22 protein-coding genes and 1 tRNA gene are annotated in these 20,720 nt (G+C 24.7%); 10 read left to right on the forward strand and 13 right to left on the reverse strand.

Annotated features, from left to right (window positions below; genetic code table 11):
• Positions 1 to 29 precede the first annotated feature (29 nt).
• From CP965_RS01580 to CP965_RS01595, 4 genes are all read right to left on the reverse strand, one after another.
• Entirely contained in the window at positions 30 to 440 is a 411-nt protein-coding gene (locus CP965_RS01580) for a hypothetical protein (RefSeq protein WP_129060276.1), read from the reverse strand.
• A gap of 126 nt (positions 441 to 566) precedes the next feature.
• Positions 567 to 1,193: a GNAT family protein gene (locus CP965_RS01585; protein WP_129060277.1), complete on the reverse strand. Its 627-nt coding sequence runs from the start codon at positions 1,191 to 1,193 to the stop codon at positions 567 to 569.
• A gap of 79 nt (positions 1,194 to 1,272) precedes the next feature.
• Positions 1,273 to 3,039: an ABC transporter ATP-binding protein gene (locus CP965_RS01590; RefSeq protein WP_129060278.1), complete on the reverse strand. Its 1,767-nt coding sequence runs from the start codon at positions 3,037 to 3,039 to the stop codon at positions 1,273 to 1,275.
• 14 nt (positions 3,040 to 3,053) lie between these two features.
• Positions 3,054 to 3,341 carry a hypothetical protein gene (locus CP965_RS01595; protein WP_129060279.1) on the reverse strand — a complete coding sequence of 96 codons (288 nt, stop codon included), beginning with the start codon at positions 3,339 to 3,341 and terminating at the stop codon, positions 3,054 to 3,056.
• Positions 3,342 to 3,439: 98 nt separating this feature from the next.
• Here CP965_RS01595 and CP965_RS01600 point away from each other — a divergent pair, with 98 nt between their 5' ends.
• The 6 genes from CP965_RS01600 (at position 3,440) to CP965_RS01625 (ending at position 6,732) form a co-directional block, all read left to right on the forward strand.
• Positions 3,440 to 3,655: a DUF1104 domain-containing protein gene (locus CP965_RS01600; protein ID WP_129060280.1), complete on the forward strand. Its 216-nt coding sequence runs from the start codon at positions 3,440 to 3,442 to the stop codon at positions 3,653 to 3,655.
• Positions 3,655 to 4,326, forward strand: coding sequence for a response regulator transcription factor (locus tag CP965_RS01605; RefSeq protein ID WP_129060281.1), 672 nt, complete (start codon positions 3,655 to 3,657; stop codon positions 4,324 to 4,326). Before CP965_RS01600 ends, CP965_RS01605 begins: the two co-directional genes overlap by 1 nt.
• A gap of 124 nt (positions 4,327 to 4,450) precedes the next feature.
• Complete coding sequence (locus CP965_RS01610; protein ID WP_323807960.1) at positions 4,451 to 5,476, forward strand: sensor histidine kinase; 1,026 nt, start codon at positions 4,451 to 4,453, stop codon at positions 5,474 to 5,476.
• Positions 5,464 to 5,796 carry a hypothetical protein gene (locus CP965_RS01615; RefSeq protein ID WP_129060283.1) on the forward strand — a complete coding sequence of 111 codons (333 nt, stop codon included), beginning with the start codon at positions 5,464 to 5,466 and terminating at the stop codon, positions 5,794 to 5,796. Before CP965_RS01610 ends, CP965_RS01615 begins: the two co-directional genes overlap by 13 nt.
• A 65-nt stretch (positions 5,797 to 5,861) precedes the next feature.
• A complete protein-coding gene (locus tag CP965_RS01620) occupies positions 5,862 to 6,164 on the forward strand; it encodes a c-type cytochrome (protein WP_129060284.1) in 303 nt (100 codons plus the stop codon).
• A gap of 43 nt (positions 6,165 to 6,207) precedes the next feature.
• Positions 6,208 to 6,732 (forward strand): glycine zipper 2TM domain-containing protein, encoded by a 525-nt coding sequence (locus CP965_RS01625; protein WP_129060285.1) that lies wholly within the window; start codon positions 6,208 to 6,210, stop codon positions 6,730 to 6,732.
• Between the two features lie 25 nt (positions 6,733 to 6,757).
• Here CP965_RS01625 and CP965_RS01630 read toward each other — a convergent pair whose 3' ends face one another.
• From CP965_RS01630 to CP965_RS01640, 3 genes are all read right to left on the reverse strand, one after another.
• Positions 6,758 to 7,588 (reverse strand): flagellin, encoded by an 831-nt coding sequence (locus CP965_RS01630; RefSeq protein ID WP_129060286.1) that lies wholly within the window; start codon positions 7,586 to 7,588, stop codon positions 6,758 to 6,760.
• Positions 7,589 to 7,765: 177 nt separating this feature from the next.
• The gene (locus CP965_RS01635; RefSeq protein WP_129060287.1) at positions 7,766 to 9,868 is read right to left on the reverse strand and encodes an ATP-binding protein; all 2,103 of its coding nucleotides are present in this window, start codon (positions 9,866 to 9,868) and stop codon (positions 7,766 to 7,768) included.
• Positions 9,869 to 9,949: 81 nt separating this feature from the next.
• Positions 9,950 to 10,879, reverse strand: a complete 930-nt coding sequence (locus CP965_RS01640) for a hypothetical protein (RefSeq protein ID WP_129060288.1) — start codon at positions 10,877 to 10,879, stop codon at positions 9,950 to 9,952.
• A gap of 138 nt (positions 10,880 to 11,017) precedes the next feature.
• Here CP965_RS01640 and CP965_RS01645 point away from each other — a divergent pair, with 138 nt between their 5' ends.
• Complete coding sequence (locus CP965_RS01645) at positions 11,018 to 11,275, forward strand: hypothetical protein (protein WP_129060289.1); 258 nt, start codon at positions 11,018 to 11,020, stop codon at positions 11,273 to 11,275.
• Positions 11,276 to 11,278: 3 nt separating this feature from the next.
• Here the strand turns inward: CP965_RS01645 and CP965_RS01650 are convergent.
• The 3 genes from CP965_RS01650 to CP965_RS01660 form a co-directional block, all read right to left on the reverse strand.
• Positions 11,279 to 11,363 (reverse strand) — tRNA-Leu (locus tag CP965_RS01650).
• A 69-nt stretch (positions 11,364 to 11,432) separates the two neighbouring features.
• Positions 11,433 to 11,723, reverse strand: a complete 291-nt coding sequence (locus tag CP965_RS01655) for an HU family DNA-binding protein (RefSeq protein WP_323807965.1) — start codon at positions 11,721 to 11,723, stop codon at positions 11,433 to 11,435.
• A 99-nt stretch (positions 11,724 to 11,822) separates the two neighbouring features.
• A complete protein-coding gene (locus CP965_RS01660) occupies positions 11,823 to 12,401 on the reverse strand; it encodes a class II aldolase and adducin N-terminal domain-containing protein (RefSeq protein ID WP_129060291.1) in 579 nt (192 codons plus the stop codon).
• Positions 12,402 to 12,462: 61 nt separating this feature from the next.
• Here CP965_RS01660 and rsmH point away from each other — a divergent pair, with 61 nt between their 5' ends.
• Genes rsmH through CP965_RS01675 form a run of 3 tightly spaced genes read left to right on the forward strand, consistent with a single transcriptional unit; the run spans position 12,463 to position 16,697 of the window.
• Positions 12,463 to 13,365 carry a 16S rRNA (cytosine(1402)-N(4))-methyltransferase RsmH gene (gene rsmH / locus CP965_RS01665; RefSeq protein WP_129060292.1) on the forward strand — a complete coding sequence of 301 codons (903 nt, stop codon included), beginning with the start codon at positions 12,463 to 12,465 and terminating at the stop codon, positions 13,363 to 13,365.
• Positions 13,358 to 13,627: a hypothetical protein gene (locus CP965_RS01670; RefSeq protein ID WP_129060293.1), complete on the forward strand. Its 270-nt coding sequence runs from the start codon at positions 13,358 to 13,360 to the stop codon at positions 13,625 to 13,627. The genes rsmH and CP965_RS01670 overlap by 8 nt, the downstream gene beginning before the upstream one ends.
• A complete protein-coding gene (locus CP965_RS01675; RefSeq protein WP_129060294.1) occupies positions 13,608 to 16,697 on the forward strand; it encodes an efflux RND transporter permease subunit in 3,090 nt (1,029 codons plus the stop codon). Before CP965_RS01670 ends, CP965_RS01675 begins: the two co-directional genes overlap by 20 nt.
• Here CP965_RS01675 and CP965_RS01680 read toward each other — a convergent pair.
• From CP965_RS01680 to CP965_RS01690, 3 genes are all read right to left on the reverse strand, one after another.
• Positions 16,694 to 18,121 carry an SDR family oxidoreductase gene (locus CP965_RS01680; protein ID WP_129060295.1) on the reverse strand — a complete coding sequence of 476 codons (1,428 nt, stop codon included), beginning with the start codon at positions 18,119 to 18,121 and terminating at the stop codon, positions 16,694 to 16,696. The genes CP965_RS01675 and CP965_RS01680 overlap by 4 nt on opposite strands.
• A gap of 80 nt (positions 18,122 to 18,201) precedes the next feature.
• Positions 18,202 to 19,500: an SH3 domain-containing C40 family peptidase gene (locus CP965_RS01685; protein ID WP_129060296.1), complete on the reverse strand. Its 1,299-nt coding sequence runs from the start codon at positions 19,498 to 19,500 to the stop codon at positions 18,202 to 18,204.
• Between the two features lie 53 nt (positions 19,501 to 19,553).
• Positions 19,554 to 20,717, reverse strand: coding sequence for a TsoY family (seleno)protein (locus CP965_RS01690; RefSeq protein WP_129060297.1), 1,164 nt, complete (start codon positions 20,715 to 20,717; stop codon positions 19,554 to 19,556).
• Positions 20,718 to 20,720: the final 3 nt, after the last annotated feature.

The raw sequence follows: 20,720 nt of genomic DNA on the forward strand, positions 1-20,720 counted from the left end.
TAATTAAAGTGTCTAAATATTTTTGATAATTAAAAACCAGCTGAGTAACCTCTACTTGAATGACTTTTAATTAATCCATAATAAGTTTTATCTCTAATTTGTTTTATCATATTTCTTAGAGTAAAAATTGATGTATTTTTGTCTTTCCAGGCACTTTTTTTAATTGTTTCAACATCAACTATAGTACCTTTACTTTTTAAAATGATATCAAAAATATTCATTTGAGTCTTTGTAAGACCTACATCAATATTTTTTCTATCAAAAACTTTTTTTAATACTTTATCATAGTAGAAACCTTTTCCTAAATCAATTCTACTATCAACTTGTTGACTTAAAATTTCTTTTACAGTCTCTTCCACTGAAAGGTTAAATTCTCTAGATTTACTTTTTAAGAATCTTTCCATTTCTTTTGTTAAATCAATTGTAATATTATTACTCATAATGTCACCTCATATTTTTATTTTAATTATAACACATATAATTATAGTAAAGCTTAAAAATGAGACAATTGTGAGACAAATCTTACTAATTTTTTAATTTTTGTTAAAAAAATGTAAAAAAATTACTTATATATTCTTTTCCCAAAGCTTTAAAAAGTCACTTCGATTATATATTTTTGCACCTAAGTCTATTTTATATTGTAGCTGTGGATGCCCTAAGTTCCATAACTTGAATCCTTTTACTTTTAAGTAATTATTTAATAAAACTAATTGTAGTTTTCCCCAATTATTATATTTTTTACTTCTTGTAGTAAATCCAGTTAAAGATGTATATGTTGAGCCAATTTGGTAACCAATTTCACCAGAAATGAGTTTTTTTGTATTTTTTTCGTATATTTCTGTGCTAAATAAATTAAAATATTTTTTTAAGTTTTTATTAATATTTAACTTATTTAGCAACTCAATATACTCTTGAGTTACCCAAGAGTCGGGATGGTATGAGCTAATTCTATTTAGTACTTCTTGAAAATCCCTATTAATATCAAAAATGTAGTTATTTTCATTAATCAATTTATTTACTTTTTTTGGAATAATAATTTTATCAAAATGTAATACTGCATAATCAAATTGTATCTCAGGAAGCAAAATAAATTGATTATCATGATATATTGATGTTGTAATAAAACCTGCTCTTGCTGCTTCAATATAAAACTCAGTAGATAAATCATCACTCCAATAATAGTTGTCTTTCATATTATTATAAATATAATTTGTTAATATTTCTTTACTTTTTAAATCATCTAAAGTTAGATAGTAAATTATAGAATATCCTTTATATTAATTGTTTTTTTACAAACTCTTGATAATGACCTTCTTTTTCTTGTAATTCTTTATGTGTTCCATTTTGAACAATTTTACCATTATCTAAAACAAAGATTTTTGATGCATTTTTTACTGTACTTAATCTATGAGCAATTGTTATTACTGTCTTATCTTTTAAAATCTTTTCTAAAGCATTGAAAAGTTTTGTTTCTGTATGAACATCTAAAGCTGATGTAGACTCATCAAAAATTACTACGCTAGGATTTGCAATTATCATTCTTGCTACTGAAAGTCTTTGTCTTTGACCTCCACTTAATCTTATACCATGTCTTCCTACAATTGTGTCAAGACCTTTTGTCATTTCCTTTATCATCTCACTTAATTGGGCTACTTCTAAAGCTTTTAGTATTTCTTCATCTTTTATATGATTATTTCCCATTGTTATATTAAATCTAAGTGTATTATTAAATAAAATAGGCATTTGTAAAACTAAAAAAACAGACTCTCTTAATGATTTTTTATCAATATTTTCTATATTTATATTATTATAAAAAATATTCCCAGCATTTTTTTCATAAAAACCTGCAATTATTTGACTTAATGTTGTTTTCCCACTACCACTTGCTCCAATAAATGCAATTTTTTCTTTTGGTTTTATTTCTAAAGATATATTTTCTAATGTTTGTTTATCATTATTATAAGAAAAGTCTAAATCTTCTATTTTTATATGAATATTACCATCTTTATGTAGTTTTTCTTTTCCATTTTTTTCTTTATTAAGGGTGAAAATCTTGTTTATTCTTTTTATTGCTGCTAAAGCTGTTGCGTAAGAGTATTGCATTGCTATGATATCTTGAACAGGTGTCATAATAAACCAAATATATCCAAACATTGCAAACATCATACCAATACTTAAGTCACTATAAGCAACCATCACTAGCCCAGCTGCTCTTAATATTTCAAAAGCTGAAAGAAAAATAGTAAAAGAAAACCTTTCATAGGCTACACTTTTGTAATTGTAGTCATTTGAAGTATTTTTTATAATATTTGCTTTTTTTATAGAATTATTAAAAAAATAGGTTTCTTTATTACTTGCTTTTATTTGTCCAAATAATTCTAATGTTTCCCCAATATCATTTTGAAACTCTTCAATTGCTTGATTTTCTTCTTTTTTTAGTGTTCCCACTTTCTTAGAAATTTTTTTAGAAAGTAGTAGTATTATTGGTTGTATTAATAAAATCATTATTCCTAAAATAGGGTGAATGGTTATGATTACTATAGAAACTGCAATTAAAGTAAGTATTGATGAAATAAGTTTACTTGCGCCTTTTATAATAAAGTCATCTAAAGTATTTACATCTGTTACTAAATTTGCTGCAATGGAACCACTTCCTAAGCTTTCATATTCATTCATTGAAACTTGTTCTAAATACAAGATTGTTTTTCTTCTTATTTCATAGGTAATATATTTTGAAATTTTTGTAAATATTTTTGTTGTGATAATATTTAATAATAAATGGATAAAACGTAAAAATATAACTACAATAGTCACAATTGTAATATAATAAAAAGCATTTCCTATTCCAAATGATGAATTAATTATATTTACAAAAAAATCAGGTTTTTTTAAAAGTACTTCATCTACAAGAGCAGGAAGCATTAAAGGAATAGGAACACTTATTAAAATTGCAATTACAGTTATAATTTGTCCAAGAATTAAATCTTTTTTGTTATTTAGTAAAAGTTTAAAAAGGTATTTAAAAGATAAATCTTTCATAAAATATAAAAATATTACTTACTTAGTTTTTCACAAATATCTAACTTCATTCCTTCATGAAATTTACAATTTAGTCCACATTGGTAAGTTCCTCTTTCAGATAAGTTTAATCTTATCAACTCTTTTTTTGATTCTTCTCTACATTGTTCTAAAGAATTGAATACTCCATATTTTTTACTTCTTTTTTCATTTTCTTTATCAGGATAAATTAAAGAAGTCCATTTTTGATCTTTAACTTGTCCAGAGAAACAAGCTGATAAAATAATTGACATAAAAACTGAAAGTAGTAAAGTTTTTTTCATAATAATTCTCTTATTTATAATTTTTAATATAGATATATTTACAATTTTTCTACAATTAATATGTTATCATATCACAAAAATAATTAAGAGATGGAAAAATGAAAAAACTGATTATTATATTGATGTTTTTAGGAGTTTTCTTATATGCAGAAAATTTTTCTGAAATGAGTAATCAAGAACTAATTTCTATAATGGGATATGTTGATAAAAAAAATCAAAAAAAATTTGAACAGGAACTAAAAAGTAGAATTTCAACAATGAGTGAAAAAGAAAAAGAAATGTATAAAGAAAATCTAAAAAAGATGAAAAAGTGATGAAAACAAAGCTTTTGTTATTAGAAGATGATTTAACACTTAGTGAAACAATTGTTGATTATTTTGAAGAAGTAGGGTTTGAAGTTATCCCTGTTTATGATGGGGATGAAGCAAATACAATAGTTTATGAACAAAATTTTGATTTACTTTTGCTAGATGTAAATGTTCCTTCTTTAAATGGTTTTGAATTGCTTAAAAGTTTAAGACAAAAAGCTATCTTTACTCCTGCAATTTTTATTACTTCTTTAAATTCAATGGAATCTTTAGAAGAGGGCTTTGAAAGTGGTTGTGATGATTATATAAGAAAACCTTTTGAATTAAAGGAATTATTATTAAGAGTTCAAACAATAATTAAAAAAGAGTATTCTAAAAATAAGAATGAATTAATAAATATTTGTGATAATATTGAATTTAATGTAAGTACAAATGAATTAATTAAAGATAAAAAAGTAATTTCTCTAAATTCAAAAGAATTAAAACTTCTAAAGTTTTTTTTACAAAATAGTGATGAGTTATTAACACATGATAGAATTTATGATTATTTGTGGACTTATGAAGAAGAACCAAGTGATTCCTCTTTAAGAACATATATAAAAAATTTACGAAAAATATTAGGAAAAGAAAAAATTGTTAGTCTTAAAAAGCTTGGATATCGATTTAACACAAAGTGAGAAAAAGACTTTATTTGGTTTTTTAGTCTTATATTCTTTTTTTACTATAGTTATATTAGTTTTTATCTCTTTTCTATATTACTCTTTTCAAAAAGATTTAATGCTTCAGAAAAAAAGAGTTCTTATGCAAGACTATTCTAGTGAATTGATTTTTAGACTAAAAGAGTTACATATAAATTTTGATAAGTATAAATATTATCCAAGAGATGAAAGATTTAATTCTGCTATTTATGATAGTGATAAAAAACTTATTTTTTCTACTTTAGAATCAGATGATATAGATTTTAATAGTGAAGTTTATACAAGTAATTCAAAAATTCATTTTATAGAACAGCCTGAGTCTTACTATTTAGGAGCTAAATATGTTATTCTTGAAATTAATGATAATTTAATTTGGTTAAAAAAATTAGAAAATGAAATTATTCTTTTTATAATAAGTGCTTTTTCTTTTATGGTTTTTTTAGGATATTTTTTATTAAAACTTTTTTTAAAACCAATGAAAGATGCTTTACATTTATTAGATAGATTTATTAAAGATACTACTCATGAGTTAAATACTCCTGTTTCTGCAATAATTACAAATATAGAAATGATAGATATTAATTCTTTAGATGAAAAATTAGCTAAAAAAATAAAAAGAATAGATATTGGAGCTAAAACAGTTTCTAATATTTATGAAGATTTAACTTACTTGACATTAAATAATAAAATTATTTCCCAAAATGAGAATTTAGATTTCTCTTTAATTGTAAAACAAAGAGTAGATTACTTTAAAACCCTAGCCGATGTTAAAAAAATAGAAATTGATGCAAAAATAGAAAAGAATATATTTATTTTTTCTGATAAAAAAAAGATTTCAAAATTAGTGGATAATCTTTTATCCAATGCAATTAAATATAATAAAGTCAAAGGCAAGATATTTGTTAGTTTAAATAAAAATTCTTTAATTATTGAAGATACAGGAAAAGGAATTTCACAAAAAGAATTATTCAATCTTTTTGAACGATATAGTAGATTTGATAATAGTGTGGGAGGCTTTGGTATTGGCTTAAATATAGTTTCTTTAATTGCAAAAGAATATAATTTTGAAATTAAAGTAGAATCAAAAATTAAAGAAGGAACAAAGGTATCTATTCTATGGGAAGATTAATTATTGTTTTTATTGTTTTTTTTACTTATTTGAATGCAAATAATGTGTATGAAAAAAATTGTGTTCAATGTCATAATAAATTACCTGTTTCAATTGATAAGTACTTCTACAGATATCTTTTAAAGTACAGTAGTGAAAAGGAAGTAAAAAGTGCAATAAAGAAATATTTGGAAAACCCTTCTAAGGAAACTACAGTAATGCCTCAAGCTTTTATTAAGAGGTTTGGAGTCAAAGAAAAGACTAACTTATCAAAAGAGGATTTAACTAAAGCTTTAGATATTTATTGGGATAAATATAAAGTTTTTGGGAAATTAAAATAGTAACTTCACAATCACTTCACAATTAATTTTTATACTTCTTTTATAAAACATTTAAGGAGTTTAAAATGAAAACTAGAAAAATTTTATTAGGTCTAGCAGTTTTAGGATTAACAACTGTTTTTGCAAATAATGGTGCAAAAATTTATACTGCCTGTGCTGCATGTCATGGTGTAAATGGAGAAAAAGCAGCATTAGGAAAATCAAAAGTTATAAAATCTTGGGATAGTAAAAAAACTATTGCTGCTTTAGAAGGGTATAAAAAAGGTACTTATGGTGGCGCTATGAAGGGTGTTATGAAAGGTCAAGTTGCAAGACTTTCAAGTGAAGATATAAAGGCAGTTGCTAAACATATTGAAACATTAAAATAGAAGAAGGAACAATTAATTCCTTCTTCTTTTAAAAGGAGATGTTATGAAAAAATTTATATTAATCTTAGTAATACTAGCAAGTTCTCTTTTTGCAAGACATAATGATTTTTATGACTATGCAAAGGTAAGATATTCTGAACCTATTTATGAGTATGTTTATGAAGATAGACCTCAAACTCAGTGTAAAGATGTTACCCATAAAGTAAGAGTTGGGAAAGAAAGAGAATATAGTAATGATAGTTTAGGTATAGATACTTTAGTTGGTGTAGCTGCAGGAGCTGTTTTAGGTAGTCAAGTTGGAAAAGGAAATGGTAGGGTTGCTGCACAAATAGTAGGTGGACTTTTAGGTGGAAAAGTTGCACATGAAATAAGAGAAAGTCCTTCTTATGAAAGAGGAAATAGATATAAATATGTGACACAAAAAGAGTGTTATGAAACATATACGACGGTAAAAAGAAAAGTTTTAACAGGATATAAAAATTATTTTAAATATAAAGGAAAAGAATACTCTAAAGTTACAAGAGAGCCTAAAAAAAGAATAAGAATTACACATACTATAAATTTTTAAAAGCTAAGACTTTCTCTTAGCTTTTTTATGTAAGTAGTCTATTTACAATATTTTGATTTATATTAGAAGATTGTGCTGCCCCATAAGCTCCAATTTGAGCTAATATATTTTGTTTATTGAAATTTGATACTTCTTTAGAATAGTCTAAGTCTGAAATTGCAGAGTTAGCTTCTTGTGTTGAAACATATTCTGAGAATAAATTCCTTGCTGAACTTTGAAGTTGATTTTGAGTAGAACCTAAATCTCCTCTATAATTATTTATTGTAGTTAAAGCAGAATCAATATCTCCTAAATATGCTCTTGCTGTAGCTGCATCAAAAGAAGTAGGGTCTTGATTTATTAAGTTTTCTAAACCTACTCCTTGAGTATTTGATTGAATAGTAGTACTTTCAATAATATCTTCAGAAGAAGTTCCTGCTTGAAACTGTAAACTTTGACTTTCACTAGAGTCATCACTAGAGTTTTGTAATAGAGTTTCCCCATTGTAGTTTGTACTAGATGCAATTTGATCAAAATTTGTTAATAAATCTTTTATTTCATCCAAAATTTGTTCTCTTCCATCTTGTGAAGTTGTATCTGTAGATGCTTGTAAGAGTTTTTCTTTTACTGTATCTAATATATTTGATTGTTCACTTATTGATTTATCTGCAATTTGTAATGAAGCTAATCCACTATTAACATTATCAATAGATTGAGACAATCCACTAGCTTCAGTTCTTAGTTTATCTGAAATTGATAAAGATGAAGCATCATCAGCCGCACTATTTATTTCTAAACCAGTAGAAATTCTATTTAAAGATTGATTTAAATTTAAATATGTAGATTGGTCAAATTGTACATTATTATTAACTTGCATAATTTACTCCTTATAAAAGGCTTATATACAAATTGTATAACTACACTCTTTAAAGAAACATTAAGAAAATAGATTAATTATTTTGAAATAACTTTTTATATCATTAGAATATCTTAATAAAAGAGCTTATAATGAAAGCACTAAAGAAGCATAAATTTAAACCCTTTATCTTTAAATTTATGCTTCTAGTTTTATATATATTTTAAATGTAGCACCATCTTTGTTATTTTCTGCCAAAATATCACCTTTAAAGCTATTTATCATAATTCTTTTTGAAATTGATAAACCAATACCTGAGCCTTTATCTCCTTTAGTAGTAAACCTTTCATCAAAAATTTTTTTAATAATTCCTGAATCAATTCCTCCTGCATTATCTTTTATTGTTATAATTAAATTATCATCATCTTTTATAGAGCTAACTTCAATAGTTTTATTTTCCAAATGACTATTTTCTACAAATTTGTCTAAGGCATTATTTATTATATTAAGAACTACCTGGCAAAATTCACTTTTGTACCCATAAATATTAATTTGTTTATCTATTTTATTATTTATAAGTATTTGATTTTTCTTAAACTTAAAATATAAGATTTTTGTAATTTTATTTATACATTCATAAATATTGAAATCAACTTTAATTTTATTTGGAGCTAAAAATCTTCTAAAGTCATCAGCTGTATCTACCATAAAATCAATATTTTGGTTAATGTTATTTAAATAGGTTCTTTTTTGCTCTTCTGTTAGATTATGTAGTTCTTCATTAAATTCTAAAGCTTGAGTTGTTGCTTTTATTATACTTAGTGGTTGCTTCCATTGATGAATTATATTATCAATCATATTCCCCATTTCTGCAAGTTTTGCTTTTTCTGTTAAAAGTTTTTCAGTATCAATTCTTTTGGTGACTTCTTCAAATACTTTTTGTTCTAATTCTTCATTTAATATTTTCATTGCAGTAATATCAATGGCAACACCTAGAATATAGGTTTTATTAAATATTCCTAAAAAAGATAATTTAATGATTTTCGTATCATAATAAAGTTTTTTATTGTTTTTTAAAATTACAATATCTTCAAATTCTATTTTTCGTTTTTTTATAACTTCATCATCTCTTTTTTTACAAGAGTAGGGTAGCTTCTGATGTTCAAAATCATAAGAATTTTTTCCAATAAGCTCCTCTTTTGATTTACAGCCATATAGTTTTGTTAAACAATTATTCACAATTAGAAAAACACCCTTATTGTCTTTTAAACAAATAGGGAAAGGAATATTATTTATAAGATTTTCTAGTATTCTCATTTTTATTGATTGTAAATATGCACCTAAAAATACAAAAGGAAGGGACAATATGAAAATAGAAATAAAGAAAAATATGATTTCTCTACTTATTTTGTCCATATATTTTTTGAAAATCTCTTCTTTTATTGAATATATAATATAAAAATCTTTATCTGTAATACTTATTGTATTAAGATAGAAAGTCCAGTTACTATCATTAAATCTTTTATTTTTAGAAAGGGAGTTGAAGTTTTTAATTTCGGCAAATACTTTATAATTAGTCTTAAGTTGAGTACTCCAATTTTTTTTAGAATCAGGATGAATTAAAAAATTCTTTTTATTATCTATAAAATAGACATTAAAATCTTTTTTATTTTTAATATGATTGATTAAATCATTTGCTAGAAAATTAATGATGAGAATACCTTTTAGTTTATCATTTATATAAATGGGAGTCCCCACTCTAATAGTTGCTTTAAAGGGTTTTTCTATTTCATTATTTTCAACATTTAAATCAAAGTCTGATATATAAAACTCTCCTTTTTTTAATTTTAGAGTTTGCTGAAAATAATATCTTTTACTTTTATCTTGAAAAACCTTTGCAGCATAAACTTTATTCTTATCATTTTTTTCTATTCTAATGATTTCTAGACCACTTTTATCAATATATCTTAATTGAAATATATTTTTATTTGCTTTTGTAAAATCTATGTAGTCTTCTACTAAATAGTTATATGTATTTTGTTTATCATTTAAAAATCTTTTTAAATCTTTGTTTTCTTTTAAAGCTTTTAATATAAGTTTATAATGTTCTAGTTCAGTAGTTAATTGCTCTTGGGTTTTTTGAAACTCCAATTTAGCAATCTCGAGCTTTGCTTTGTAGAGTGATTCCTTTTGTTCATTTTTTAGAAAGAAAAAAACTATGATGGCAAGTACTGTATTTATTATACCTATTGTGGAAATAAATAAAATGGTATTTTTCTTTGTAGAAGTTAAATAAGACATGAAGGCTCCTTTTCAACTACAAGAATAACATTATTTGTTCTTAAAATCAATAAAATAATAAAATATTAATTATTTTTTTATTTAAGTAATAATTCTGTTTAAATATTTCTCAAATTTGTAAAAGAAATTTTCTCTTCCTCTTCTTATTAGTTCTTCCAGTTCAAAAACGCAAGATAGGGCATCTAGAGTTTTTAATAGTATTAATCCATTATTAATATATCTATAAATATATAACTTTGTATCTATTGTTGAATTATTATGAATAATGATTGAATAATTTTCTATTAAACTATTTTCTAGAACAATTTTTTTGAAATTTTCAAAACTATATTCTTTATCTATATATCTTGCTTGTATATAATATACATTTTTTTCTTTTATATTATTATCAATATAGCTATTTTCAAATTCAATAAAATTTGTCTTTAAAAATTCTAAATTACAATATTCACTTGTATCATCTACTAGATCTATTTTAATTTTATTTGGATTTTCAATTTTTATTTCAGTTTTATTATTAGTTTCATTTTCTTCATTAAGATTTGAAATATTATCATATTCAATAAGTTCTTCATATCCTTTATCTTTTAAGAATTCTTTTAATAGATTGATGAATGTAGAATAATCAATTGAGGAGTCTTTTTTATTTCTAAATTGTTTTAAAGAACCATTTTCTAATAATTTTTTATAGAGTTCACTTGCTTTTGGATTTTTTTCTTCAGTTATAAAATAAGCTATTGTTTTTAAATTTCTTAGAAATAGTGTATTGAGTAAACCTTTTTCATACTCTTCTTTTAAAAACTCTTTACAATATTTTTCGTAAGCAGATCTAGATATTATATCAATTTCTTCACAAAATTTATCTACTTGCCTTTTTGTTGATAATCCACTAAATAAAAGCTTTTTTATATATTCTATATTTTGTAAGAATAAGTCTTTTTTAGAGATTTTAATATTAGTTTCATCTAGACATGAGATTAAGTCAATGAATATTTCTTTTTTATTTTTCATGATTTACCTTTAAAACTATAATAAAACTATAATATAATATTTTTTAAACTATAATAAAATATATAAAAACTATAAAAATGATACAAAATTAAAAGTTTTATTGGATATTATCTCTTAATAAATTTTATAGGTTAGTTAATGATACTTGAATACCTTTTTTACTTTTTATCATGTACTTTGATACTTATTATTTATAGTTTCTATTTAATAAATCTTTTTAAATCAACTATTATAAGAATAAAAGATTTTGAATCAATAGTTTTGATTTTAATGATAATATTATGGATAATTATAGCAGTATTTTTAGGTTTTGATATTATTAGTAGAGATATTGGATTATCAGTTTTTATAATAACTTTTATTCCTTTTTCTCTTTTTAAATTATTAAAAAAATAAAAGTGGTACCTGTGGAGGGACTCGAACCCTCAAGACCTAAGTCATCGGATTTTGAATCCGACGTGTTTACCAGTTTCACCACACAGGCATAAAGTAAGTAGAATAAAAAAAAGGATCTATCAAAAGATAGACCCTTTTCCCTTTGAAGATGTAGTAATTACTTAGCTACTGCTTCTTTTAAAGCTTTTCCAACTTTGAATTTTGCTACAGTTGTAGCTGGTACTTTAACAGTTTTATCAGTACCTGGAACTTTTGCAGTTCTTTCAGCTCTATCTGCTGTAGTAAATGTTCCAAATCCAATAAAACTTACAGATTCTTTTTTTACTAAAGTTTCAGTAATAGTCTCTAATACTGCATCAACAGCACCCTTTGCATCTTTTTTAGAAAGACCAGCTTTAGTTGCAACCGCATCAATAAATTCAGCTTTGTTCATAGACGAACTCCTTATGTAAGATAAAAATTAAGTAAACTTTATAGTAATTAACCTTTAAAATAGCTAAAAAACCTCATAACTAGGGGCTAAATTCTTATGAAATTTAATAATTTATTATCTAAAAGTAGATTTTATACTTAAAAGTCGACAAGAGTTTTCTAAAATGGCAATTCTTTTTACTAAATTATTTATATCTCTGTCATACACATATGTACCAATACCTTTTATTACCATTATATGATTATTTGATTCTTTTAAGTATTTAGTTATTTCTAAAGCATTTCTAGCATACCATGATTCATAGTCTCCTGGGTCATATACTTCTATTTTAGAAAATTGTGTTTTTCCAAAATAATCACTAAAAATAATTTCATTATGTTCAAAAGTATATGCAGTTGTATAAATAGGCATTCCAAATGCAATATATTTTGCTTCATGTATATTATTGTAGATAGTAGAATGTATTTCCGATTCAATACTTGCTATATTCCATCTGTAGTCTCTTTTATTCATATTCAATTTACAAAAAGATCTTTCTGTCATTTCATCAAATATTGCATCTGAAGTATTTATTACAAAAGTATTATGGTCTTCTTTTGCAGAGATTGCTCCATGATATATCCCAAAAAAGTTTTTTCTAAACATTGTTAAAGATAAGTCACTAAGAAGTTTTACTGTATTTGGATCTATCATTTTAAAATACCTTAAATAAAAATTTAGCTATTATACAGAAAAATTACTAAGGACATTTTTAATGCAGATTCCCCATATTCCAGTACTTTTTCAAGAGACTCTTGATGCTTTTGAAGGTATAAATGATGGATATATTATTGATTGTACTACTGGTTATGGTGGTCATAGTGAAGGATTATTAAAACAATATCCAAATATAAAGTTAATATGTAATGATCAAGATGATGAGGCTTTAAGTTTTTCAAAAGAGAGATTAAAAAGTTTTGAAAACCGAATAATTTTCAATAAAGGTAATTTTGAACATGTTATTGAAAAGTATAAAAATGAAAGTGTTAAAGGTATTTTAGCTGATATTGGTGTTTCTTCTTTACAGTTAGATAAAGAAGAAAGAGGGTTTGGTTTTGAAAGTTCTTCTTTGGATATGAGAATGAATCAAGATCAAACTCTAGATGCTTCAACCGTTGTAAATACTTATTCTCAATTTGATTTGGAAAGAGTTTTAAAAGAATATGGGGAAGTTAGAGAATATAAAAAAGTTGCATCTTTAATTGTTAATAATAGACCTTTTTCTTCTGCCAAACAATTATCAGATTTATTGCTAAAAAAGATGTATAAAGGAAAAATTCATCCTGCTACATTACCATTTCAAGGTATTAGAATAGAAGTAAATGATGAATTAGGTGTTTTAGAAAGACTTTTTGATTCAATTGAGAAGGCTAAATTTAAAGATTGTACTATTGCTATAATCTCTTTTCATTCTTTAGAGGATAGAATAGTTAAAAATTATTTTAAAAAATGGAGTAAATCTTGTATTTGTCCAAGTGATGCTTTTCGTTGTACTTGTGGTAATAATCACTCTTTAGGGAAAATCATAACAAGAAAACCTATTATTCCAACAAAAGAAGAAATAAAGCAGAACCCTAGAAGTAGAAGTTCAAAATTAAGGATTTTTAAATTTGATTAGACTTAATTCTAAAAGCTCAATTTTAATAGTACTTTGTACTTTATTTTTTTCTCTTGTTTTATTTTTCCCAAAAATTTTTTTGGCAAACAATATTTATTATGTAAGTAAAGATATAAATAAGCTTTATGCTCATTATACTTCTTTAAAAGAAGAGAATAAGTTTTTGGCTCAACAATTAGAAGATATGAAATTTAAAAATCAAATTGAAGATTCTTTAATAATTTATTCAATAGAAGAGGCTTATGGTAAAAACAATAATTGAGTTTTCATTAAGAAAACCTATTCTTAATCATTTTTTATTATTTTTCTTATTAGTATTATCTATACTTGCATATTCAAATATTTCAAAAGAAATTTTTCCACCTTCTTCTTTAGATGCAGTTTCTATTACTGGTTCTTATGCAGGGGCTAGTTCTGATTTACTGGATAAAATGGCAGTGGAAGATATTGAAGATGAACTTGGTTCTATCGAAGAAGCTAGTGAGGTAACTTCTGTAATAAAAAATGGATATTTTTCTATTAATATAGAATTAAAAAAAGGTTTTATTGCTCAAGATATAATTGATGATGTAAAAGATATTGTTACAAAAACAAAGGTTAATCTTCCTACTGATATGGATGAGCCTATAGTAAAGGAAGTAGTTGCAGAGATTCCTCTTATTACTGTAGTTATTTATGGGGAGGAGAAAAAAGAAAATCTTCTTAAAATTGCCGATGATATTAAGTCTAGAATCTCTTCTTTAAAAGACTTAAGTTCAATTTCTATTTGGGGAGATAGTGATAAAGAGTTATTAATAAAATTTGATGAGAATAAAATTTCAGCTTATGGTTTAAATTTACAAGATGTTATTAACTCTGTACAAAATATAAGTTCTATTTTCCCTGCAGGGATTATAAAAGACTCAAAAAGGCATTATTATTTAAGTACTTTTAATGGTGAAAAGAGTATTGAAGCTGTAAATAATACAATTATTAAGGTTTCAGATAAAAAGCTTTTATTAAAAGATATTGCTAAAATAGAGTTTAAATTAGCAGATGTGAATACTATATCTCGTTTTAATAGAAACCGTGATGTTTCTATTGGAATAAATAAAAGTGAAACAGGTGATGCAATAGAGCTTGTAAAAAGAATAAGAGAGATTTTAGAAGAAGCAAAAAATGATTATCCTAATATTGAGTTTGCAACACATACTGATACTTCTGTATGGATTAAAAATAGACTTAATACAGTAGTTTCAAATATATTTTTTGGACTTTGTCTTTTATTTATAGCTTTATTTTATTTTATAAATATAAGAATAGCAATTGTAATTGCAATAGGAATTCCTACTTCTTTTATGATTGGTCTTATTTCAGCTGAATTAATGGGTTACAGTTTAAATATGCTTTCTTTATTAGGTGCTTTAATTGCTTTAGGTATGCTTGTAGATGAAGCAATTGTTGTTGGTGAAAATATCTATAGACATATGGAAATGGGAAAAACTCGATTTCAAGCAGCATTAGATGGTTCAATGGAAGTCTACCCTGCAGTTTTAACTGCTACAGCAACTACTATTTTTGCATTTCTTCCCATTTTACTTATGAGTGGAGAAATGGGTAAATTTATGAAAGTTTTACCTATAATGATTACTATCTTACTTTTATCTTCTTTAGTAGAAGCTTTTTTCTTTTTACCCTTACATGCTAAACAAATATTTAATGTTCATTCAAAAGAAAAAAGGGCAGATAGAATTTGGCAGGTAAATAAAAAAATTTATAAAACTATTTTAGCTTATTTATTAAAAAAGAGATTTATAGCTTTATTTTCTATGGTATTAATAATTTTATTTTCTACTGTTTTTGTAGCTTCTAAATCAAAATTTGAACTTTTACCTGAGTTTGATACTACTCAATTATTTATAAGTGGTTCTGTTGGAGTTGGTAAAAAAATAGAACAAACCGAACAATTAATAAAAAGAATAGAAGAGAAAATTTTAAAAGAATATGATTTTTCAAATAATATTGATTCTTTATCTTCTGTTGTTGGTATAAAGTTAGATGGTAAGAATCTACCTCAAAATGAAGAGTTTTATTTTCAAATTTTTGTAAATTTATATGAAAGAGCACCACAAAATATTTTTGATAAATACATAAATCCTTATTTATCTCCTGAATATGATGATACAAATATGATTAGAGAAAAATCAGCTCAAGATATTGAAAAAGAGTTAAAAGTATTGTTGAAACCTCTTATTGATTCTAAGGATTTTTCTGAATTAAAAGTTTCAGCTTCAGGAGCAGGAATAGTAAAAAATGATATTGAATTAGCTATATCAAGTTCTAAGGATCAAAATATAAATAAAGCTGTTAAACTTTTAAAAGATAAACTTAATTTAATAGATGGTGTTTCTAATGTAGCAGATGATATTTTAGTTGGAAATATTGAATTGAAATTTAAAATAAATGAATATGGACAGAAGTTAGGATTTAGTGAAAGCTATATATTATCTTCTATTAGACCTTTTTATTTTAAAGGGGCTTATGCCAAAATGTTTGATAATAATGGAATAGTTGAGATAATTTTTCAAAGTAAAAACAAAGATGAATTATCCTCATTAGATAATTTTGAAGTTTTAATTCCTAACACCAATCAAAAAGTTTTGTTAAAAGAAGTTGTGACAATTGTTAGAAAAAATGCACAATCACAAATATTTAAAGAAGATTCAAAGAGAATTGTTTCTGTAACTGCAAGTATAAATGAAACAACATCTTCTGAAGTTTTTGAACAATTAAATCCTTTATTAGAAGAGTTAAAAAGTCTTGTAAAAATAGATATAAAAGGAGAACAAGAAGAAAATGAAAAAGTTCAAAAAGAGATGGCTCAGGCTGCATTAATTTCGATTATTCTTATTTTTCTTGCTCTTATTTGGATGTTTGATTCTTTAGTTAAATCTTTAATAATTCTTTCTACAATTCCTTTATCTTTTTTAGGTGTTTTAATAGGTCATATTTTGTTGGATTTAAATATTTCAATGCCAAGTTTAATTGGAATTGTAGGACTTGCAGGTGTAATTGTAAATGATGGAATTATTATGATGGATTTTATAAAAAAAGCAAAAAACTTAGAAGAAATACAAACTTATGCGCTTATGCGTTTACGGCCAATTCTTTTAACTTCTATAACAACTATTTTAGGACTTTTTACTTTAACTTTTTTTGCATCTGGTCAAGCTTTAATTCTTCAACCTATGGCAGTTTCTCTAGCCTTTGGTATTCTTTGGGCAACGGTATTAAATCTTTATTATATACCTATGTTATACAGATTAGTTTATTTAAGAAAAGCTCAAAACTAGAGCTTTTCTGCTTTTTTTATAATAGAGTTAATCATATTATTAAATACTAAATAATGAATAGGGACTAGACTATACCAATAAATTCTTCCAAATAAACCCTTTGGATAAAAATATGCTGATTGAATTAGTTTATTATCCTCAATTTTAAACTCCAACCAAGCATCTCCTGGAACTTTCATTTGAGCATATAAAAGTAGTCTTTCATTTTCTTTTATATCAACAACTTTCCAAAAATCTAAACTTTCTCCTATATTAAGACTATATTGATTTTTTCTACCTCTATTTAGTCCGACTCCTCCTAATAATTTATCAATAAAACCACGAACTTCCCATAGTGAATCAAAAATAAACCAGCCATCTTTCCCTCCAATACTTATAAAACTTTTATAAACTTGTACTTTAGATACTGTTAAAATCTCTTTTTCCTTTCTATCTACATAAATAGCATCGGCAATTTCTTTTTCATGGTCTTTATCCCAAACTTTAGCTGAGTTATCTGTATCTGACCAACGACTTATAACTTGATTCATTTTTATTTCTTTTACGGCTTTTTTAACAGCTTTTTCATAAGATAAAGGATTTATTCCTGGAAAATATTTTCTTGCATTGTTATTTTGTATAATGACTTCTGATTTTAAACCTTCAATTAGTGCTTTTGCTACTTTAAATTGTACGGGAGTAAAAAGATTTAGCCAGTAAGATGAAAGATTAATTGATAAAAAAGGTAATGGAATAATTATTCTTTTTAACTTTAAAACTTTTGCAGTAAGCAACATCATTTGTTTATAGGTTAGCTGTTCACTTCCTATATCAATTATTAGGTTTTTTTTCTCTTTTAAGTATAAAGATTGTTCTAAATATTTTAAAACATCATCTACTGCGATAGGCTGTGCTTTTGTATTTACCCATTTAGGGGTTGTCATAATAGGCAGTTTTTCTGTTAAGTTTCTGATAATCTCAAAACTAGTACTTCCTGAACCTATAATAACCCCAGCTCTTATCCAAATAGTTTGAATATCTTTTTTAGAACTTAAAATTTCTCCTGTTTGTATTCTACTTAAGAGGTGTTCACTTGTTTGTTCATTTTTAACACCAAGTCCACCTAAATAGATAACTTTTTTAACGCCACATTGCTGGGCTATATCAATAAAGTTTTGGGCTGAAATTTTATCTAAATCTTTATAATTATCCCTAGATAAAGAGTGTATTAAATAATAAGCTACATCGATTCCTGTAAGAGCCTTTTTTAACTTTTCTTTATCAAAAGTATCTCCTTCAAAAATTTCAAAATTTTTATTTATATCTTTTGATAAAGTTTTTTTATTTCTAACATAAACTCTTAATGTTATTTCTTTATTTTCAAGAAGTTTTCTTTTTAATCTTCTTCCGATATACCCAGTTGAACCAGTAAGTAGTACTTTCATGATATATCCTTTTTTTATTATTTTATCATTACTTATGGTTTCTTTGTATTAAAAAAATGTTATTAAATCTATATTTAAAGTTAATTCTCTTCATCTAAGATAACGATTCCCTCAATTTTACTTAATACATTATCTTCGTTACTATAGTTTTTTAATTCTTTTCCAAACTCTAAAGAACTTATTATATTTTTTCCTATAATATTTCTTCCTTTATTATTTAGAAAGTCTTTTGTTTTTACTCCCCAAACATTGTGCATTACTAATGGTTCATTATTTTTTTCTCCAACATACAACATGATATGCCCTTTTAAATAAACAAGTGTTTTAAAAGGTTTTGCATTTTTAAGAATAAAATCTTTTTTTTCTTGGTTTGATAAATCATTTATTTTTAGATATTTGCCATTTTTGGTTTGTTGTTTTGAGTTCCTATGAAGATAAATACCAAAAGTAGTAAAAAAATCTTGGGTAAAACTTGAACAATCTCTAAAACCAAAAAGTCCACCCCAACCATATTGTTCTTCTATTAACTCTTTTGCTATTTTTTCAATATTTTCTTTTTTGAAAACTAAAGGTTTTAAACTTATATTTTTTGAATCAATTTTAATTTTTGTTAAATATGCTTTATGGTTTTTGTCTTTTTTAGCTATATAAAAACTATTTTTTTTGTATGGAAGGATTGTTCCTAATTGAAGATTTTCTATAAAAAAATTATCATATATATTTATTTTATCTTTTATTGTTATTGCATAGTTATTAGTTTTAAATTTATTGATAAAGTTTTTATCAACAAAAGCTATATTATTTATAGGAATCCATCCATAAAAAGAGGGTGCTTTTATATATGCCCAAGCTTTATCTTTTGAAAAATGTGATACTAAAATAGGAGTATTTATTTTTAGGTGTGAGTTTTGATTATAATCAAAGGGAAAACCTTCCCCTTCTTTATATGGATTATGAAACATCATTTCATTTGTTGGAAAAACTCTTATATTACTATTTTTTATTGTAATTGCTTTTTTTAATTCTTTTTTAAAGTCATTAAAGTTTGAATTTTTTATGTGAATATCAAACCATTCTTTTGATGCTTTAGAAAAGTTTTGTAAATATATATCTTGTTTTGCATATGAAAACCCCCAAGTTGCTCCTCTTTTAGTAATATTCATAGAAGGCTTATTCCAAACTTCAAAATATTTTTGAAAAAATCGAGTATTGTAGAGGTTTTGATTATTAAAAGTTACTTCATCTTTTAAATAAATGCTAGGTTCTTGAGAATAAATTTTTAAATCATTTATTTGTATATTTTTATTAGAACAAGCTGTAAATGTTAAAATAAAAAAAATAAATGAACTTATATATTTGCAAAATTTTAGTTTATTCATATGATACAATCTCCTAGTTTTAGGTTTAGGAGATTGTATCACAAAGACAATTGTTAGAAGTTAAATTTTCTTTTTAATTTAAAGAAATATTGAATTGTTTTTAGTTGAATGAAAATAAAAGGAATCATCAAAATAAAATACATTATAGAATATTTTGCTATAACAGAGTTAAATGTAAGACCAAAGTTAATAAAAAACATTCCTAGTACAAAAAAAGCAACACCAGGACAAATTAAAGCAAAAGATACTGAAGATTTTGTTTTTTCATCATCTACATATGTTTCAAAATATTTATTCATTTTCATTACTTTATATCCTAATATACCAAAAATGATTTGTAAAGATACAAGTACTGAAGTTAAAGTAAATAAAGATGATTTGCTCATTTGTGAATTGAAATTATGGTCAAGTCCAAAAGTAACTCTAATCATCATAATTCCAAGAAGAGTTAATATTGGTAAAATTATCCATAACGAAGGACTTGCTTCAACAGAAATACCTTGTTCAAACATATTTTTAAATCCCATAGTTATTTTTATGATTAATAATAAAACTGCAAAAGAAGCAAAGAATAAAGCTCCAAAAATACCAATGGCATTTATTGCAATATTATGACTCATAGCACCAGGTGCTGCAAAACCTACTGCAACCATTGATAATGAGAAAATAGAAATCATTTGAGATAGATTATTGTTTTTTGTAAAATCAAATTCTCCCTTTACGAGTAATCTTGAAAAGTAAGTAAATATGATTTTTAAAGCAAAATAACCTGCTATAATAAAACCTAAAAGAGCAAATGGAAACATAAACTCTACAATTGACCAAAGGTTTGGAATAAAAACTGCACCTAAAACAAAGCAAACATTAATTGTCATTGCAAAAGTTAATGGTATAGTCATTAATGTTATTTCCGCATTTGAGTTCACAAGTGTGTCATAACTTTCAGTTTTTTTATATAAAAGAAATTGTCTTGTATTCCAAATTAATAATTTAAAGTGGAAAAAAGCAAATATAATTATTCCTATAAGTGCAATTGCTACAACTACTGATAACCAAGTACCTTTTATAAGCTCAGGAAATACATGGTTAAATGTTGCCATAGGAGTATCTTTATGTGGTACTAAAAACATTAGATACATAAAGAAGGAAACAGAAAGTCCACCAGCTCCTAATGAAGCTAGAAAACACATAGGGTTAAACTTCTCTCGTAAAGTCATTTC

The organism is Halarcobacter mediterraneus (assembly GCF_004116625.1).
Taxonomy (GTDB): domain Bacteria; phylum Campylobacterota; class Campylobacteria; order Campylobacterales; family Arcobacteraceae; genus Halarcobacter; species Halarcobacter mediterraneus.

What these genes read in the sequence shown, in the direction of transcription:
- CP965_RS01690 (WP_129060297.1), bottom strand. Translation starts at nt 20,717, where the DNA reads ATGACTTTACGAGAGAAGTTTAACCCTATGTGTTTTCTAGCTTCATTA.
- CP965_RS01590 (WP_129060278.1), bottom strand. Translation starts at nt 3,039, where the DNA reads ATGAAAGATTTATCTTTTAAATACCTTTTTAAACTTTTACTAAATAAC.
- CP965_RS01620 (WP_129060284.1), top strand. Translation starts at nt 5,862, where the DNA reads ATGAAAACTAGAAAAATTTTATTAGGTCTAGCAGTTTTAGGATTAACA.
- CP965_RS01640 (WP_129060288.1), bottom strand. Translation starts at nt 10,879, where the DNA reads ATGAAAAATAAAAAAGAAATATTCATTGACTTAATCTCATGTCTAGAT.
- CP965_RS01645 (WP_129060289.1), top strand. Translation starts at nt 11,018, where the DNA reads ATGATACTTGAATACCTTTTTTACTTTTTATCATGTACTTTGATACTT.
- CP965_RS01610 (WP_323807960.1), top strand. Translation starts at nt 4,451, where the DNA reads ATGCAAGACTATTCTAGTGAATTGATTTTTAGACTAAAAGAGTTACAT.
- CP965_RS01685 (WP_129060296.1), bottom strand. Translation starts at nt 19,500, where the DNA reads ATGAATAAACTAAAATTTTGCAAATATATAAGTTCATTTATTTTTTTT.
- CP965_RS01680 (WP_129060295.1), bottom strand. Translation starts at nt 18,121, where the DNA reads ATGAAAGTACTACTTACTGGTTCAACTGGGTATATCGGAAGAAGATTA.
- CP965_RS01625 (WP_129060285.1), top strand. Translation starts at nt 6,208, where the DNA reads ATGAAAAAATTTATATTAATCTTAGTAATACTAGCAAGTTCTCTTTTT.
- CP965_RS01600 (WP_129060280.1), top strand. Translation starts at nt 3,440, where the DNA reads ATGAAAAAACTGATTATTATATTGATGTTTTTAGGAGTTTTCTTATAT.
- CP965_RS01615 (WP_129060283.1), top strand. Translation starts at nt 5,464, where the DNA reads ATGGGAAGATTAATTATTGTTTTTATTGTTTTTTTTACTTATTTGAAT.
- CP965_RS01635 (WP_129060287.1), bottom strand. Translation starts at nt 9,868, where the DNA reads ATGTCTTATTTAACTTCTACAAAGAAAAATACCATTTTATTTATTTCC.
- CP965_RS01630 (WP_129060286.1), bottom strand. Translation starts at nt 7,588, where the DNA reads ATGCAAGTTAATAATAATGTACAATTTGACCAATCTACATATTTAAAT.
- CP965_RS01595 (WP_129060279.1), bottom strand. Translation starts at nt 3,341, where the DNA reads ATGAAAAAAACTTTACTACTTTCAGTTTTTATGTCAATTATTTTATCA.
- rsmH (WP_129060292.1), top strand. Translation starts at nt 12,463, where the DNA reads ATGCAGATTCCCCATATTCCAGTACTTTTTCAAGAGACTCTTGATGCT.
- CP965_RS01675 (WP_129060294.1), top strand. Translation starts at nt 13,608, where the DNA reads ATGGTAAAAACAATAATTGAGTTTTCATTAAGAAAACCTATTCTTAAT.
- CP965_RS01580 (WP_129060276.1), bottom strand. Translation starts at nt 440, where the DNA reads ATGAGTAATAATATTACAATTGATTTAACAAAAGAAATGGAAAGATTC.
- CP965_RS01585 (WP_129060277.1), bottom strand. Translation starts at nt 1,193, where the DNA reads ATGAAAGACAACTATTATTGGAGTGATGATTTATCTACTGAGTTTTAT.
- CP965_RS01660 (WP_129060291.1), bottom strand. Translation starts at nt 12,401, where the DNA reads ATGATAGATCCAAATACAGTAAAACTTCTTAGTGACTTATCTTTAACA.
- CP965_RS01605 (WP_129060281.1), top strand. Translation starts at nt 3,655, where the DNA reads ATGAAAACAAAGCTTTTGTTATTAGAAGATGATTTAACACTTAGTGAA.